Origin of the sequence: Vibrio sp. CyArs1, assembly GCF_022432925.1 — a bacterium.
GTDB classification, from domain to species: Bacteria; Pseudomonadota; Gammaproteobacteria; order Enterobacterales; family Vibrionaceae; genus Vibrio; species Vibrio mediterranei.
In genome coordinates, this window is the sequence record NZ_JAKRBO010000001.1 from 1,169,113 (window position 1) to 1,182,530 (window position 13,418).

At 45.4% G+C, this 13,418-nt stretch carries 13 protein-coding genes; 10 read left to right on the forward strand and 3 right to left on the reverse strand.

Annotated elements, in window-relative coordinates:
* Positions 1-85: 85 nt before the first annotated feature.
* Together MMA19_RS05470 and MMA19_RS05475 are read left to right on the forward strand one after the other, a co-directional pair.
* A complete protein-coding gene (locus tag MMA19_RS05470; RefSeq protein ID WP_107306607.1) occupies positions 86-931 on the forward strand; it encodes a LysR family transcriptional regulator in 846 nt (281 codons plus the stop codon).
* A 60-nt stretch (positions 932-991) separates the two neighbouring features.
* Positions 992-1,465: a DM13 domain-containing protein gene (locus tag MMA19_RS05475; RefSeq protein ID WP_006069378.1), complete on the forward strand. Its 474-nt coding sequence runs from the start codon at positions 992-994 to the stop codon at positions 1,463-1,465.
* 15 nt (positions 1,466-1,480) lie between these two features.
* Here MMA19_RS05475 and nagA read toward each other — a convergent pair whose 3' ends face one another.
* From nagA to MMA19_RS05490, 3 genes are all read right to left on the reverse strand, one after another.
* The gene (gene nagA / locus MMA19_RS05480; RefSeq protein WP_240205718.1) at positions 1,481-2,617 is read right to left on the reverse strand and encodes an N-acetylglucosamine-6-phosphate deacetylase; all 1,137 of its coding nucleotides are present in this window, start codon (positions 2,615-2,617) and stop codon (positions 1,481-1,483) included.
* Positions 2,618-2,683: 66 nt separating this feature from the next.
* Positions 2,684-3,544, reverse strand: coding sequence for an N-acetylmannosamine kinase (locus tag MMA19_RS05485; RefSeq protein WP_236109955.1), 861 nt, complete (start codon positions 3,542-3,544; stop codon positions 2,684-2,686).
* On the reverse strand, positions 3,525-4,241 hold the full coding sequence (locus MMA19_RS05490) for a putative N-acetylmannosamine-6-phosphate 2-epimerase (RefSeq protein WP_240205719.1): 717 nt from the start codon (positions 4,239-4,241) through the stop codon (positions 3,525-3,527). The genes MMA19_RS05485 and MMA19_RS05490 overlap by 20 nt, the downstream gene beginning before the upstream one ends.
* Positions 4,242-4,489: 248 nt before the next feature.
* Between MMA19_RS05490 and MMA19_RS05495 the strand changes: the two genes are divergently transcribed.
* The 8 genes from MMA19_RS05495 (at position 4,490) to MMA19_RS05530 (ending at position 13,395) form a co-directional block, all read left to right on the forward strand.
* Positions 4,490-5,455, forward strand: coding sequence for a sialic acid TRAP transporter substrate-binding protein SiaP (locus MMA19_RS05495; protein WP_006075310.1), 966 nt, complete (start codon positions 4,490-4,492; stop codon positions 5,453-5,455).
* A gap of 79 nt (positions 5,456-5,534) precedes the next feature.
* Positions 5,535-6,044: a TRAP transporter small permease gene (locus MMA19_RS05500; RefSeq protein WP_276574103.1), complete on the forward strand. Its 510-nt coding sequence runs from the start codon at positions 5,535-5,537 to the stop codon at positions 6,042-6,044.
* Positions 6,045-6,053: 9 nt separating this feature from the next.
* Positions 6,054-7,337, forward strand: a complete 1,284-nt coding sequence (siaM, locus tag MMA19_RS05505) for a sialic acid TRAP transporter large permease SiaM (RefSeq protein WP_063604823.1) — start codon at positions 6,054-6,056, stop codon at positions 7,335-7,337.
* A 55-nt stretch (positions 7,338-7,392) separates the two neighbouring features.
* Positions 7,393-8,280: a dihydrodipicolinate synthase family protein gene (locus tag MMA19_RS05510; protein ID WP_198558575.1), complete on the forward strand. Its 888-nt coding sequence runs from the start codon at positions 7,393-7,395 to the stop codon at positions 8,278-8,280.
* 160 nt (positions 8,281-8,440) lie between these two features.
* Positions 8,441-9,274: a MurR/RpiR family transcriptional regulator gene (locus tag MMA19_RS05515; RefSeq protein ID WP_240205721.1), complete on the forward strand. Its 834-nt coding sequence runs from the start codon at positions 8,441-8,443 to the stop codon at positions 9,272-9,274.
* Positions 9,275-9,462: 188 nt separating this feature from the next.
* Positions 9,463-10,614 (forward strand): N-acetylneuraminate epimerase, encoded by a 1,152-nt coding sequence (locus tag MMA19_RS05520; RefSeq protein ID WP_006075316.1) that lies wholly within the window; start codon positions 9,463-9,465, stop codon positions 10,612-10,614.
* A 13-nt stretch (positions 10,615-10,627) separates the two neighbouring features.
* Positions 10,628-11,683, forward strand: coding sequence for a YjhT family mutarotase (locus tag MMA19_RS05525; RefSeq protein WP_240205722.1), 1,056 nt, complete (start codon positions 10,628-10,630; stop codon positions 11,681-11,683).
* A 380-nt stretch (positions 11,684-12,063) separates the two neighbouring features.
* On the forward strand, positions 12,064-13,395 hold the full coding sequence (locus MMA19_RS05530; protein WP_062458712.1) for an anaerobic C4-dicarboxylate transporter: 1,332 nt from the start codon (positions 12,064-12,066) through the stop codon (positions 13,393-13,395).
* Positions 13,396-13,418 lie beyond the last annotated feature (23 nt).

The following is a 13,418-nucleotide window of genomic DNA, read 5'->3' on the forward strand; positions in this document are numbered from 1 at the left end:
GAATCAGCGCACTCCAACTAAGGTCAATTGACAGTCACCTTTGCTCTGCTAGGATAAGAAATAACACTCACTAAATCAGGTCGTTATGGACTTAAATCTACTTACAACTTTTGGCGCGGTTTATCGTCATCGCTCTATAACAATGGCAGCAGAAGAGTTGGAACTGACTCAGCCAGCAGTAAGTGCGGCATTAAAACGATTAGAAGTCGTGGTGGGGAAAACGCTATTTGTCCGTTCTGGACGTGGAATTGCACCAACAGGAGCGGCCGTTGCGTTGGCAGATAAGATTGAGACGCCCCTTGCCATTCTAGAGACCATTGAGAAAAAACAGGAAGTCACTCGAGTCTATTGCAACGAAAGCCTGATGCACCTGCTTTGTGATTTGCCGGGATTGTCGTTTATCGAAACCCCGCTAAGCGAGCAGCAACTTCTCGCTGACATCGATTCGCAGAAAGTCCATCTCGCAATCGACATTGCCACTAGCAAAAGCCAATCACATATCGTTGAAGACATTTTTGATGAGCCTGCGGTGTGTGTTTGCCGAAAAGACCATCCGAATATTGGCACATCACTAACAACGGAACAGTACCTCGAACAACAACATATTGCGCTAAAAATACGTCGTAACAACGTTAACATGATGGATTTTTTAGCAGAAAAACCAATGCCTATAAGAACGATAAAGGCTGAAACAGGGTCCGTTTCAAGTATGCTAGCACTCGCAGCGACAACGGATCTGCTGGGTGCATCAACCTTGTCCTTAGCGAATCACCTCGCGCCCATGCTGGGTCTCAAAGTCATGCCCATTCCCCTTGATATTCGCAATGTGCAATATCGCATGATCTATCACCGTCGATTCGTCAATGATGAGGACCATAAAGCGACGCGAGAAAAAATCATATCAACGATCCAAAATCATCAGTTCCAATGACGTATTGCTTGAACTATGTTTAAGTAAATTAAGATAAAATTATTTGTTCAAGGAGTGAACATGAAGCGAGTTCTGTTACTTTTTAGCCACCTTGCAGCCTTATTCTTTGGGTTTATGTTGGGTATTTATGTCCTGCCGATTCTTACTCAGCCTGATTCCCCCTCAATCGCAAGCGTCACTGCGGATGCCAATCAAATCGTCGTCAAAGGGACATTCGATAAAGACCGACAAGACAGCGATCTTTTTCATTGGGGTGAAGGCGATATCAGTTTTACCAATGACAGCGCTATGTTTATTGGCGAGCTTGCTCCGGGGCCTGACTACAAACTGTACCTATCTCCAATATATGTGGAAACGGAAGCGGATTTTAATACTAACAAAGCCAACATGTTACAGGTGGGAGATGTGAAAACCTTCGATAGATTCTTGCTATCGCTGCCAGAAGGCACAGATTTAAGCCAATACACGGCAGCGATCATTTGGTGTGAAAGCTTTGGCGAGTTTATTACCTCAGCGAAATTACAAGCAAACTAACTTCATAACCAGAAGCTAAGGGTTTAGCGCACCATCAACTAATACCGCATAGGAGCTGTAATCAGAATTAAGTATGGTTGCAGCGGCTCGGTAACCCGGCTTCAAAATACCCACGTCGTCCAGATTAAGCGCCTCGGCTGGATAGGTTGAAGCCATTCTCAATACCTCAGCCTCATTCAGTCCCCAGGCAATGGCATTAGCGACAGACTGGTCCATGCCAATATGCGCACCAGCTAGAGATCCACTTGAGTTCACCAATTTTCCATCTTGTACCGAAATTTCTTCACCATCTAAGACAAAGCGATTGGTTCTACTGCCGACACTCGCCATCGCATCGGTCACAATAAGCAGCTTCCCTTCTGGCTTAAGCTTATGAGCCATCAAAACGTTTTGCGTTGCAACATGAATACCGTCGACAATAATTGAACACCAAGCATGGTCGGTCATCAACGCCGTGCCAACAGTGCCAGGCTCACGCCCTTCAAGCGGCGACATCGCATTAAACAAATGCGTAAAACCATTTACTGAAGCAAGTTTTTCTGCCGTTAACTGATGCTGAGTTGCCTTACTGTGCCCACAAGACACCACAACGTGATGCTGCTGCAACCAATTTAGTGCCTGCGTATCGACATTCTCTGCCGCTAACGTGACCAAGCTAACCCCTCGCTCTAACCACGGAAAAGCTTCTAACTGATCAATCGTTGGGCTATAAAACTTACTGGCATCGTGCGCGCCTTTCTTGTCTTTATTAAGCCAAGGTCCTTCTAGGTGAACACCTAATACACCTGCCACACCCTGCTCGATCGCACTCTCCGCAGCAATCAACGCCGTTTTCATTTCCTCTGGCGTTGCGCTGATCAAGGTTGGTAATAGATAGGCTGTACCGTGTTGACGATGGGCTCGACAAATAGTGTCTATACCATCAACAGTTGTATCAGAGTTAAACATGACATCGCCGCCGCCATTCACTTGAATATCGATAAATCCCGGCGCAACAATTTTGTCGCCAACATCAGTAACAATGACTGAGCTAGGCAATGTAGACGTGGGGACTATGTCTACAATCCGGTCTCCTTTCCAAACCAATGCAGAGTCGGAATGGTACTGCTCGCCATCGAAAATCGTCTTGGCTGTGATTGCTTGTATCGTCATTTGTCTATCTATTCCTTCCATCAACAACCTATGAGGCTGTGAAACACTATTTTTTAACCCATTTCGCTATGAGAATTGGGCTGCAGCACCCAATAAACATGCATCATAATCACCGGTTGCCTTAACGACATCTATTCGAAATGCTGCTGGCATTGTTTCGATATAGTCTAGAACTAATGGAATGTACACCTCCGTTAGCCCTATTCCTCCACCTAGACAAATAAGATCTAAGTCTAGTGTAGCTTTCAAATTGCAACACAGCTGAGCAACCGCATGCGCACTCTTTTTGATGATGTCCATTGCTTGCGCATTGTCACTGGCGAGTTCAAACAACTCAATATTTGAGATTGTCGGGTGAATAGCTTGACGAGCAGCTCGGTTAATTGCCGTTCCGGAGGCAATGCTTTCAACACAACCACGTTGCCCACAGCCACAAACAGGACCATTGATATCAATACTGGTATGGCCGATATGTCCAGCGAGATGCTGACTCCCTTTATACAGTTGCCCGTTAAGAACCAAACCACCACCTACACCAGTTGATACCGTTATGTAAGCCATATTGTTTACGGGGGTTTTGAGAGAGCGATATTCATACCAAGCAGCCGCTTGAGCATCATTGAGAATAGCAACAGGCTTATCTGTTTGTGCTTCTATCTCTTTATGTAAAGGAAACGGTTGAGGGAAGGCAAGAGTATCGGGATTAATAGAAGTAATGCCTTCTGGTTTCACCCATCCCGTAGTAGAAATCCCAATCTGTGTGACCTGGTGTATCCATGACCGACACTGTACAAGAATTTGACTAGCAAACTCTTGTACACATGTCGTCTCAGGCGTCGCTAGCTGAGCACGCTCTACCAGTTCACCATTTTGAACCAATCCTAGAGCGACTTTAGTACCACCAATATCAATAGCTAACGTGCTCATACTGTTTCACCTCTGCTTGAGTTGCCGCATTGAACCATTGAGTCACCACTTCTAATCTTGTCAGTGCAGAGCCCACTGTAACGGCTATCGCACCATTGGCAATCGCTTTTGCTGCTAACTCAGGCGTATTGTATCGCCCTTCTGCCATGGTAAAGAAGCCTTCGGCTGCAAATCTTCGAACTAGATTTAGATCGGGCTCGGTAGGCTCTTCGCCCCCCACATAGCCTGACAACGTCGAACCAATGATTTCCACACCTTGCTCATAAGCCCAAGCGCCATCCTCAAAACATGAACAATCCGCCATACCAAAACAAGGCGTGCGCTGAATGGCATCAACAATCACCGCTCTAGATTCAGGACGAACTCGATTGGTTGCATCAAACGCAATAATTGTTGCGCCCGCGGCCGCTAGCGCTTCCACATCCTCAACATAAGGAGTAATTCTAACTGGACTGTCAATAAGGTCACGTTTCACGATACCGATAATTGGTATAGTCACATTAGCTGCTACAGCCGCAACATTTTTAACACCTTCGATACGTAAAGCTTTGGCACCCGCTTGCTGCGCAGCTAGAGCCATGGCGACAATAAATTCGGTTTTCTCAAGTGGACTTCCGACAACTGGCTGAATAGATACTACCGTTTGCCCACGCAATTGCTCTTTTAATTCTCTGATTTTTAGACTTTTATCTCTCACTTCGAGCCTCTCGTCTTATGTTGGCGTCAACGAAATATTGGACATGCTTCCTTGTCCCAAAACCGCTTAACGAGTCTTTAAACAGATAAGTTAGGCTAAATTTTGTCCGTGATCACAGTTTGTGAAAAGTTGATTTGAAAATAATCTTCACGACCATAATAATCCATAACGAAGATTTTTTTCAAACAAAATAAAATTTTTTTTTGAAACTCGCGAATCTCGCCAAACAATGGACAAAAGGGAAGAACATGAAAGCTATAAATAAAATTACTATCGCTATGCTGACATTAGGATGTGCAGTTTCAGTACAAGCGGCGACAACACTTAAGATGGGCATGCAAGCCTCTGTTGGATCTGTGGAATATACCTCTGCAAAACTTCTTGCCGATACAGTAGAAGAGATGAGTAACGGCGACATTAAAATTGCTTTATACCCTAGTGCGCAACTCGGTGATGACCGCGCTATGCTTCAGCAATTAACCCTTGGCGATCTCGATATTACTTACGCTGAATTTGGCCGTATGGGTCTCTGGATCCCACGAGCAGAAGCAGTAACCCTACCTTACGTTGCCAAAGACTATGAACACCTACGTCGCATGTTTGATTCAGATTTTGGTCAAGGCGTACGTGAAGAAATGCTGACTAAATTCAACTGGCGTGCTCTAGATACTTGGTACAACGGTACTCGTGAAACCACCTCTAACCGTCCTCTAAACACGATTGAAGATTTCAAAGGTCTGAAGCTACGCGTTCCTAACGCTAAACCGAACCTAAACTACGCAAAACTTTCTGGTGCTTCACCAACACCAATGGCGTTCTCAGAAGTGTATCTAGCACTGCAAACCAACGCGGTTGACGGTCAAGAAAACCCATTGCCAACCATCAAGACAATGAAGTTCTACGAAGTTCAGGACAACCTCGCCATTACTAACCATATTGTTAACGACCAAATGGTGATTATCTCTGAGTCAACATGGCAGAAACTATCTGATGCCGATAAGAAGATCATTACTGACGCAGTAGCAAAAGCTGGAGCCGCTCATACCGCATCGGTTAAGAAACAAGAAGCAGAGCTTATCTCTTTCTTTGAATCTGAAGGCGTGAAAGTCACTTACCCTGATCTCGCACCATTCCGTGAAGCAATGCAGCCTCTATATACGGAATTCGAAGAGAAGATTGGCGAGCCTATCGTTAAGAAACTTGCTGCAATGTAATTGCCGCAATCAATTCGACGTTCGCTTGAATTGAAGTTGTAATCTCGGCTGGCCGATTTGGTCAGTCTTGGAGCCTAAAATGATACGCAAAATATTTGATAATATTGAAGAAATCATAACAGTGCCGCTGATGGCAGCCCTGTTAGTGGTGCTGACTTGGCAAATAGGAACACGCTGGTTGCTGAACGATCCTTCTTTGTGGAGTGAGGAATTAGCTCGTGTGCTGTTTATGTATATGTCACTCATCGGTTGCGCGATGGCCATCAAACGAGGCACCCACGTCAACATCACCTTTTTTTCGGATAAGCTTCCACAAAATATCCGTTATTCATTAGTAATCGTACTCGAACTCGCTGTGTTGGTGTCCATTTTCGCCATCATTTACCTCGGGTATCAGCACGTACAACGTACTGCTTTCTTTGAACTCATCACCTTAGGCATTTCTAGTAAATGGATGAACTACAGCCTACCTCTTGGTGGCGTGTTCATGGTCGTCCGACAGTTACAAAAGATCTTCTCGATTGGAGCTGAGTTTAAACAAGCTAAAAGCGAAGACGCTTCTAGCTCATCGCAAGTTGCCCAGAGGTAAGGAGTTCTCATGGCAGGTTCAATTTTCGGCTGGCTAGCTCTGTTATTTGCAGGTATGCCCGTTGGCTTCTCACTGATATTTGTTGCTTTAGTATTCTTGGTATTAACCAACAGTACTGGAATCAACTTTGCAGCTCAGCAAATGCTTGGCGGCATTGATAACTTTACCTTACTAGCAGTACCGTTCTTTGTTCTCACTGGACACTTGATGAACAGCGCGGGAATAACCGAACGTATCTTCAACTTTGCTAAATCTATGGTCGGCCACGTGACCGGTAGCTTAGGGCATGTAAACATCATGGCAAGCTTACTGTTCTCTGGTATGTCTGGCTCTGCTCTCGCGGATGCCGGCGGCTTAGGTCAGCTGGAAATCAAATCCATGCGCGACGCAAAGTATCATGATGACTTTGCAGGTGGTTTAACCGCAGCATCTTGTATCATCGGGCCGCTAGTACCGCCGTCTGTGCCACTTGTTATTTATGGTGTGGTTTCCAATACCTCTATTGGTGCGCTGTTCTTGGCGGGCGCAGTTCCCGGCATCCTATGTTGTGGTGCGTTAATGGTGATGAGCTACTTCATCTGTAAAAAACGCGGTTACATGACGCTGCCAAAAGCATCTCGCAAAGAGCAGTTTAAGTCGCTAAAAGAAGCCTTTTTATCCCTGCTTACACCCGTAATCATCATCGGTGGTATTTTCTCAGGTAAATTCACACCAACAGAAGCAGCGGTCGTATCCTCTCTTTACGCTCTGTTTTTGGGCACGGTAGTATACAAGCAGCTCACACTCGCAGGTTTCGTCGACATTCTAAAAGAAACTGTCAATACCACGGCTGTTGTTGCGCTTATGGTTATGGGCGTCACCGTCTTCGGTTGGATTGTCGCTCGTGAACAATTGCCGCAAATGCTCGCAGACTATTTCTTAACCATCAGTGATAACCCACTGGTACTGCTTCTACTGATTAACCTATTACTGCTGTTCCTAGGAACCTTTATTGAATCACTAGCGTTATTGCTGTTGTTGGTACCATTCCTCGTACCGGTTGCGGCGGCTGTTGGGATCGATCCTGTTCACTTCGGTGTGATGGCTATTCTTAACCTTATGATTGGTATTTTGACACCACCAATGGGTATGGCGTTGTATGTTGTATCTCGCGTTGGTGACATTCCATTCCATGTATTAACCCGAGGCGTTATCCCTCTTCTAGTGCCACTGTTCATCGTACTGGCATTAGTAGCAATCTTCCCTCAAGTGACGCTTTTCTTACCAGAGCTGTTCTTAGGATACGGACAATAACAATTACGCAGGCCAGCATTGGCCTGCCATTAATCGCAATTTGAAGGCCAATAAAATGAGAAAACTACAAGGACTTATCGCAGCACCACACACTCCTTTTGATGCAAGTAATCGAGTGAACTTTGCTGCGATTGACCAAATCGCAGAACTGCTTGTAGAGCAAGGTGTAACAGGCGCATACGTTTGTGGCACAACTGGTGAAGGTATTCACTGCTCCGTTGAAGAACGTAAAGCCATCGCTGAGCGTTGGGTAACAGCATCAAAAGGTCAGTTAGACCTGATTGTTCATACTGGCGCATTGAGTATTGTAGATTCCTTGGAGCTAACCAAGCACGCAGAGACCCTCGACATTATGGCAACATCTGCCATTGGTCCATGCTTCTTTAAACCTGGTTCAGTTGAAGACTTAGTGGACTACTGCGCCCAAATAGCGGCCGCTGCACCTTCAAAAGGCTTCTACTACTATCATTCAGGAATGTCAGGGGTCAATTTAGATCTTGAGCAGTTCCTAATCCAAGGTGATCAGAAAATTCCAAACCTTCTAGGTGCAAAATTTAATCACATGGACCTTTACGAATATCAACGCTGCATGCGAGTTGCTGATGGAAAATTTGATATCCCGTTTGGCGTAGATGAGTTCTTACCAGCAGGTCTTGCCGTAGGCGCAGTGGGCGCAGTGGGCAGTACCTACAATTACGCTGCTCCACTTTATTTGGAGATTATTGAAGCTTTCAATCAAGGCGATCAACCACGTGTAACAGCACTCATGGATAAAGTCATTGCTATTATTCGTATTCTTGTAGAGTATGGCGGCGTTGCCGCTGGTAAGGCAGCAATGGAAATTCATGGTATCGATGCTGGTGACCCGCGCTCACCAATTCGAGCATTGACCGCGGCTCAAAAAGCGGATGTGGTAGCGAAAATGCGAGACATCGGCTTTTAAAGCCTACGCGCACAAAAGGAGGCAGTTGCCTCCTTTTTAGGCTTTCAGGCAAACCGTATATCATTTCTCTATGAAATGCCGCGAATTATATTAATTGTTGGTGTTAAACCGTTAGGGAGTCTGATATTTTTAATCTAGGTACAAGAATTAAGGGGATACCGTGGGATCACCGAACAATCTGCTGGTTCGTTTGCGCTCCAACATGGAACCACTCAGTAAGAAATTAAGACAAGTCGCGGACTACATTCTTGAGAATGCTCATGAAGTGCAGTTCCAGACCATCACAGATCTTGCTCGAAATACCCAAACCAGTGAAGCGACTGTAGTACGTCTTTGCCGCGATATGGGTTACAAAGGTTATTCCGACTTCCGTATGGCCTTAGCAGTCGACCTAAGCCAAAACGCCAGTAAGTCTGCTCCTGTTAAAGATGGTGACATCTGCGATATTTCGGCAAGCAGTGCGGTTGATAGTCTCCAAGATACTGCAAAGCTGATTGACAGAAAGGCCCTGGATAGGATTTGTACTTTAGTGCATTCCGCCGACTTTATTGGTTGTGTCGGTGTAGGCGCATCAAGCATCGTGGGTCGATACCTAGCTTACCGACTTATCCGAATCGGTAAGAAAGCGATTATGTACGAAGACACTCACTTGGCAGCCATGAATGCTAGCCGCTCTACACAGGGGGACTTGTGGTTTTCTGTATCAAGTTCAGGCTCCACCAAAGAAGTCGTTCATGCAGCAAAGCAGGCGTTCAGTAAAAATGTCCCTGTGGTTGCACTAACTAACATTAATCACAGTCCGCTCTCGGCAATTTCAACGGAAATGTTAGTAGCAGCTAGACCGGAAGGCCCCTTAACTGGAGGGGCATTTGCTTCCAAAGTAGGCGCTTTATTATTGGTGGATGTCCTCGTCAATTCACTTTTGGAAAAGTACCCTGAATACAGTGACTCTGTTATGGAAACCGCCGAAGTTGTGGTACCACTCATGTCATAAACGCTAGCAAATCTCCATTTTTAAGCCCATCTTTTGATGGGCTTTTTGTTGCAGGAAAAACCTTCCTAACCATGATTAGATAAAAATTATTTTTATTGTTAACTTGATCAAAGAATATTTTCTCCAAAGATCGATAATGTGTATACATTTTGGCCAAACAGGCCATCACCTATCGATAAGGAAATATCATGAAGACAAGGAACTCGCTTTTTGCACTCGCTCTTTCATCATTGATTGTCACTGGCAACACGCTCGCATCTGAGTCATGGCCAGATTTACCTGAAGGCATCAAAAGTGGCGTCAGTGCACAGATAGGCGACAAAGTGTATGCCGGTCTTGGTTCCTCTGGCAGCGCATTCTATTTACTCGACCTCGCTAATATCGACAAGGGATGGCAAAAGCAGGCCGACTTTATAGGCCCCGCAAGAAATGGCGCGACGGCAACCGCGGTTAACGACAAGATCTATATTTTTGGAGGCGCAGGAAAAGAGCAGGCTGATGCCACCTCTCCTATTTTGTTCGACACGGTTTATCAGTTCGACACCACGAACGACACCTGGTCTCAAGTAAAAAGTACCAGCCCAGTTGGTTTACTTGGCGCCGCTTCGTATTCTCCTAACGGTAGTCAGATTGTTTTCTTCGGCGGCTATAACAAAGCCTATTTCGATCAGTATCTTTACGACATCAACACCACCGATAAGAAAGCGCAGCCAGACAAATGGCAATCCATTGTCGACAACTACATGGGCATGGCACCTCGAGATTACAAATGGAACGATAAAGTCGTTAGCTACAACCCAGAAACGAATCAATGGAATACCCTAATTGTTTCGCCTTATCTGCCGAACTGTGGCAGCGCGTTAGTATCCAATGGCAATACTGCCACGCTGGTCAGCGGTGAAATCAAGCCAGGACTTAGAACCGCAGAAGTAAAACAATTTAACTTTGGCGCAGCGCAACCGTGGAAAAGTCTTCACTCTCTTCCTGCACCTCAATCTTCAAATGTACAAGAAGGCGTAGCGGGTGCTTTTAGTGGCGAATCAAACGGCGTGGTTTTGGTCGCAGGTGGTGCCAACTTCCACGGCGCTAAACACGCCTTTGAACAAGGAAAACTTTTCGCTCATAACGGCTTTAGTAAAGCATTCAATCCAGAGATTTATGTCTTGAAAGACAACTTATGGCAGCAAGCAAACAACCTCCCTGAAGGCTCCGCCTACGGCGCATCATTTACCACACCAAAGGGTGTGCTGATCGCAGGCGGTGAAATGGCTGACCGCTCAGCAAGCAAAAAAGTGTATCTGCTGAGCTGGAATGGCAAATCTGTTGATATTCAAGATTAGGAAATAACCAAAAATGACTATCTGTTTGACCGCATTACCACCTCTACCTATCTCAATGAAAAACGGTATTGGAGGGCTGCTTGGCCGCCGCCTCTATACTGGCCTAGGCAGCGCAGGGAAGCGTTTTTATTATTTGGATATGGATGACGTTGAGCTTGGTTGGCAACTCGCTCAGCCCTTTCCAGGATGCGATCGCAACGATGCCGCCAGCGTAACGACAGACACAGGGATCTATGTGTTCTCAGGCGCAGGTAAAATGGACACAGACCCTCACGTCCGCGTGCTGACAGATAGTTATTTTTTCTCTAAAGAGACGCAAACGTGGTCCAAGCTCGATACCACCATACCCGTAGGATTACTCGGTGCCAGTGCCACTTCGATTTCAGACCACCAGCTCATTTTCATTGGAGGATATTGCAAAGAAACGTTCGATTCGTTGTTCGCTAGACTCTCTAAGGTCAGCTCTGCCACTGATGAGCGCTCAATATTAGACTCATTTATGTCTCAACCCATCGAGGCCTACGGTTGGAATCCGCATATCTGGATGTTCGATACTCGGACACTCGGTTGGTCAAAGCTAGCAGATAACCCCTATTTGCCTAATTGTGGCGCAGGACTGATAGAGAAAGATCAACAAATTCTGCTCATTGAAGGTGAGATCAAGCCGGGTCTAAGAAGTTTGGAAACCAAACGATTCCAAATTAGAGCTAACGGATCCGTTGAATGTGATTTACTGCCCACCATTGTCCAAAATGAACCAAAACATGAGGGGATAGCTGGGGGTTTTGTGGGACTCATCGACAACATACCCACCGTCGCAGGAGGCGCTTTTTTTGTTGGCAGCCAACAACGCTTTCAACAAGGGCACTTATTCAGCCATCAAGGGCTTGTAAAACACTATAGCAACGCCATTTGGCAACTCAATGGATCTCAATGGAACAAAATTGGAAACCTTAGCGACGGACAGGCGTACGGAATGAGTGTATCCATTGATAATGGTATCGCCATACTAGGAGGAGAAAACCAACAGGGAGAATCCATAACTGACTGTTTTATCATGAGTAATTAGAAAGCTGTGATGCTAATTCCAATTAGAAAATTAATAACCAAATGTCCGATGCACACTAACAATAAATTGACAGAGAAAACCGTTTCTATTCGCATAGTGTTTGAGCCTTAAACACCTAGTTGGCGCATTTGCGCATAGACACAGAGGCAGTACGCTCCCCCTTGTACTGCCTCTTATTTTTCAGTTGTGCAACCAATCAAATACCCAGTAAATACACCTAGATTACACCCTATTTACTTCCTCTCTCTATAACGTGACCGAACTTATAAAATCAGCTTTCCATTTTTCATTCAATACGTTGTGTGATCTTTATGTCAAATAGCCATAACTTTTATATGGATAATATTGAGAGTGTTACAAATTGTAAATGGGAAATATTAATGCTCTATTTTGAATTTATGTTCCTGCTCTTGATGCTCTATATCGGGTCAAGAAAAGGGGGAATCGGCTTAGGTGTAGTCTCCGGCATAGGTCTCACCATTGAAGTCTTTATCTTTAAGATGCCGCCAACCTCTCCTCCGGTCACAGTCATGTTGATCATTCTGGCGGTTGTGACGTGCGCATCTATCTTAGAAGCCGCCGGGGGACTAAAGTTTATGCTGCAAGTAGCAGAGCGCTTGCTGCGTAAGAATCCGAAACGCGTGACGCTCATAGCACCTTTTGTGACTTACAGTATGACCTTCTTGCTAGGAACTGGTCACGCAGTCTACTCCATCATGCCGATTATCGGTGATGTTGCGTTAAAGAACGGTATTCGTCCAGAACGCCCGATGGCTGCAGCTTCGGTAGCTTCACAAATCGCCATTACCGCTTCACCTATTTCTGCCGCTGTCGTGTATTACCTCGCACAATTATCGGATCTACGACCAGATATTACCTTGCTATCCATACTCATGGTCACCGTTCCCGCTACTTTATTCGGCACACTTTTGATGTCACTTTATAGTATGAAACGAGGCAAGGAATTAGAGGACGATCCTGAATATCAAGCTCGCTTAAAAGACCCTGAATGGCGCGAGCGCATTTTGAACACAACGGCGACGTCGTTAGACGAAGTTCTACCTGCATCAGCACGTAACTCAGTCTTACTGTTTTTACTGTCTATCGTCGTCATCGTTATTATTGCAATGGTTCCTGAAGTGAGAACCATTGGTGACGCAGCAAAACCGATCAGTATGGCCGTTATTATTCAAATGATGATGCTCTGCTTCGGCGGTATCATTCTGCTCGCAACCAAAACAGATCCACGCCATGTGCCGAATGGTGTGGTCTTCAAATCAGGAATGGTCGCTGCCATTGCGATCTTTGGTATCGCTTGGATGTCAGACACTTATTTCCAATATGCAATGCCACAATTTAAATCAGGAATCGTCGAAATGGTAACGGATTACCCTTGGACGTTTGCATTGGCACTATTCATTGTATCGGTTGTTGTTAATTCGCAAGCAGCCACTGCTCGAATGATGCTTCCTGTGGGTTTAGGACTGGGGTTGGATCCAGCACTGCTCATTGGTTTAATGCCAGCGGTCTATGGATATTTCTTCATTCCAAACTATCCATCGGATATCGCAACCGTGAATTTCGATTCTTCCGGTACCACTAAGATCGGTAAATGGTACTTCAACCATTCCTTTATGAGTGTCGGTTTGATAGGCGTCGTTGCCGCCTGTTGCGCGGGTTACATTCTCGGTCAAATGGTTATTGGATACTAATCTAGCTACCTAAGTCATCTCAC

Coding starts and splice junctions, on each gene's coding strand:
- MMA19_RS05470 (WP_107306607.1), top strand. CDS start 86: ATGGACTTAAATCTACTTACAACTTTTGGCGCGGTTTATCGTCATCGC.
- MMA19_RS05475 (WP_006069378.1), top strand. CDS start 992: ATGAAGCGAGTTCTGTTACTTTTTAGCCACCTTGCAGCCTTATTCTTT.
- nagA (WP_240205718.1), bottom strand. CDS start 2,617: ATGACGATACAAGCAATCACAGCCAAGACGATTTTCGATGGCGAGCAG.
- MMA19_RS05485 (WP_236109955.1), bottom strand. CDS start 3,544: ATGAGCACGTTAGCTATTGATATTGGTGGTACTAAAGTCGCTCTAGGA.
- MMA19_RS05495 (WP_006075310.1), top strand. CDS start 4,490: ATGAAAGCTATAAATAAAATTACTATCGCTATGCTGACATTAGGATGT.
- MMA19_RS05500 (WP_276574103.1), top strand. CDS start 5,535: ATGATACGCAAAATATTTGATAATATTGAAGAAATCATAACAGTGCCG.
- siaM (WP_063604823.1), top strand. CDS start 6,054: ATGGCAGGTTCAATTTTCGGCTGGCTAGCTCTGTTATTTGCAGGTATG.
- MMA19_RS05510 (WP_198558575.1), top strand. CDS start 7,393: ATGAGAAAACTACAAGGACTTATCGCAGCACCACACACTCCTTTTGAT.
- MMA19_RS05520 (WP_006075316.1), top strand. CDS start 9,463: ATGAAGACAAGGAACTCGCTTTTTGCACTCGCTCTTTCATCATTGATT.
- MMA19_RS05525 (WP_240205722.1), top strand. CDS start 10,628: ATGACTATCTGTTTGACCGCATTACCACCTCTACCTATCTCAATGAAA.
- MMA19_RS05530 (WP_062458712.1), top strand. CDS start 12,064: ATGCTCTATTTTGAATTTATGTTCCTGCTCTTGATGCTCTATATCGGG.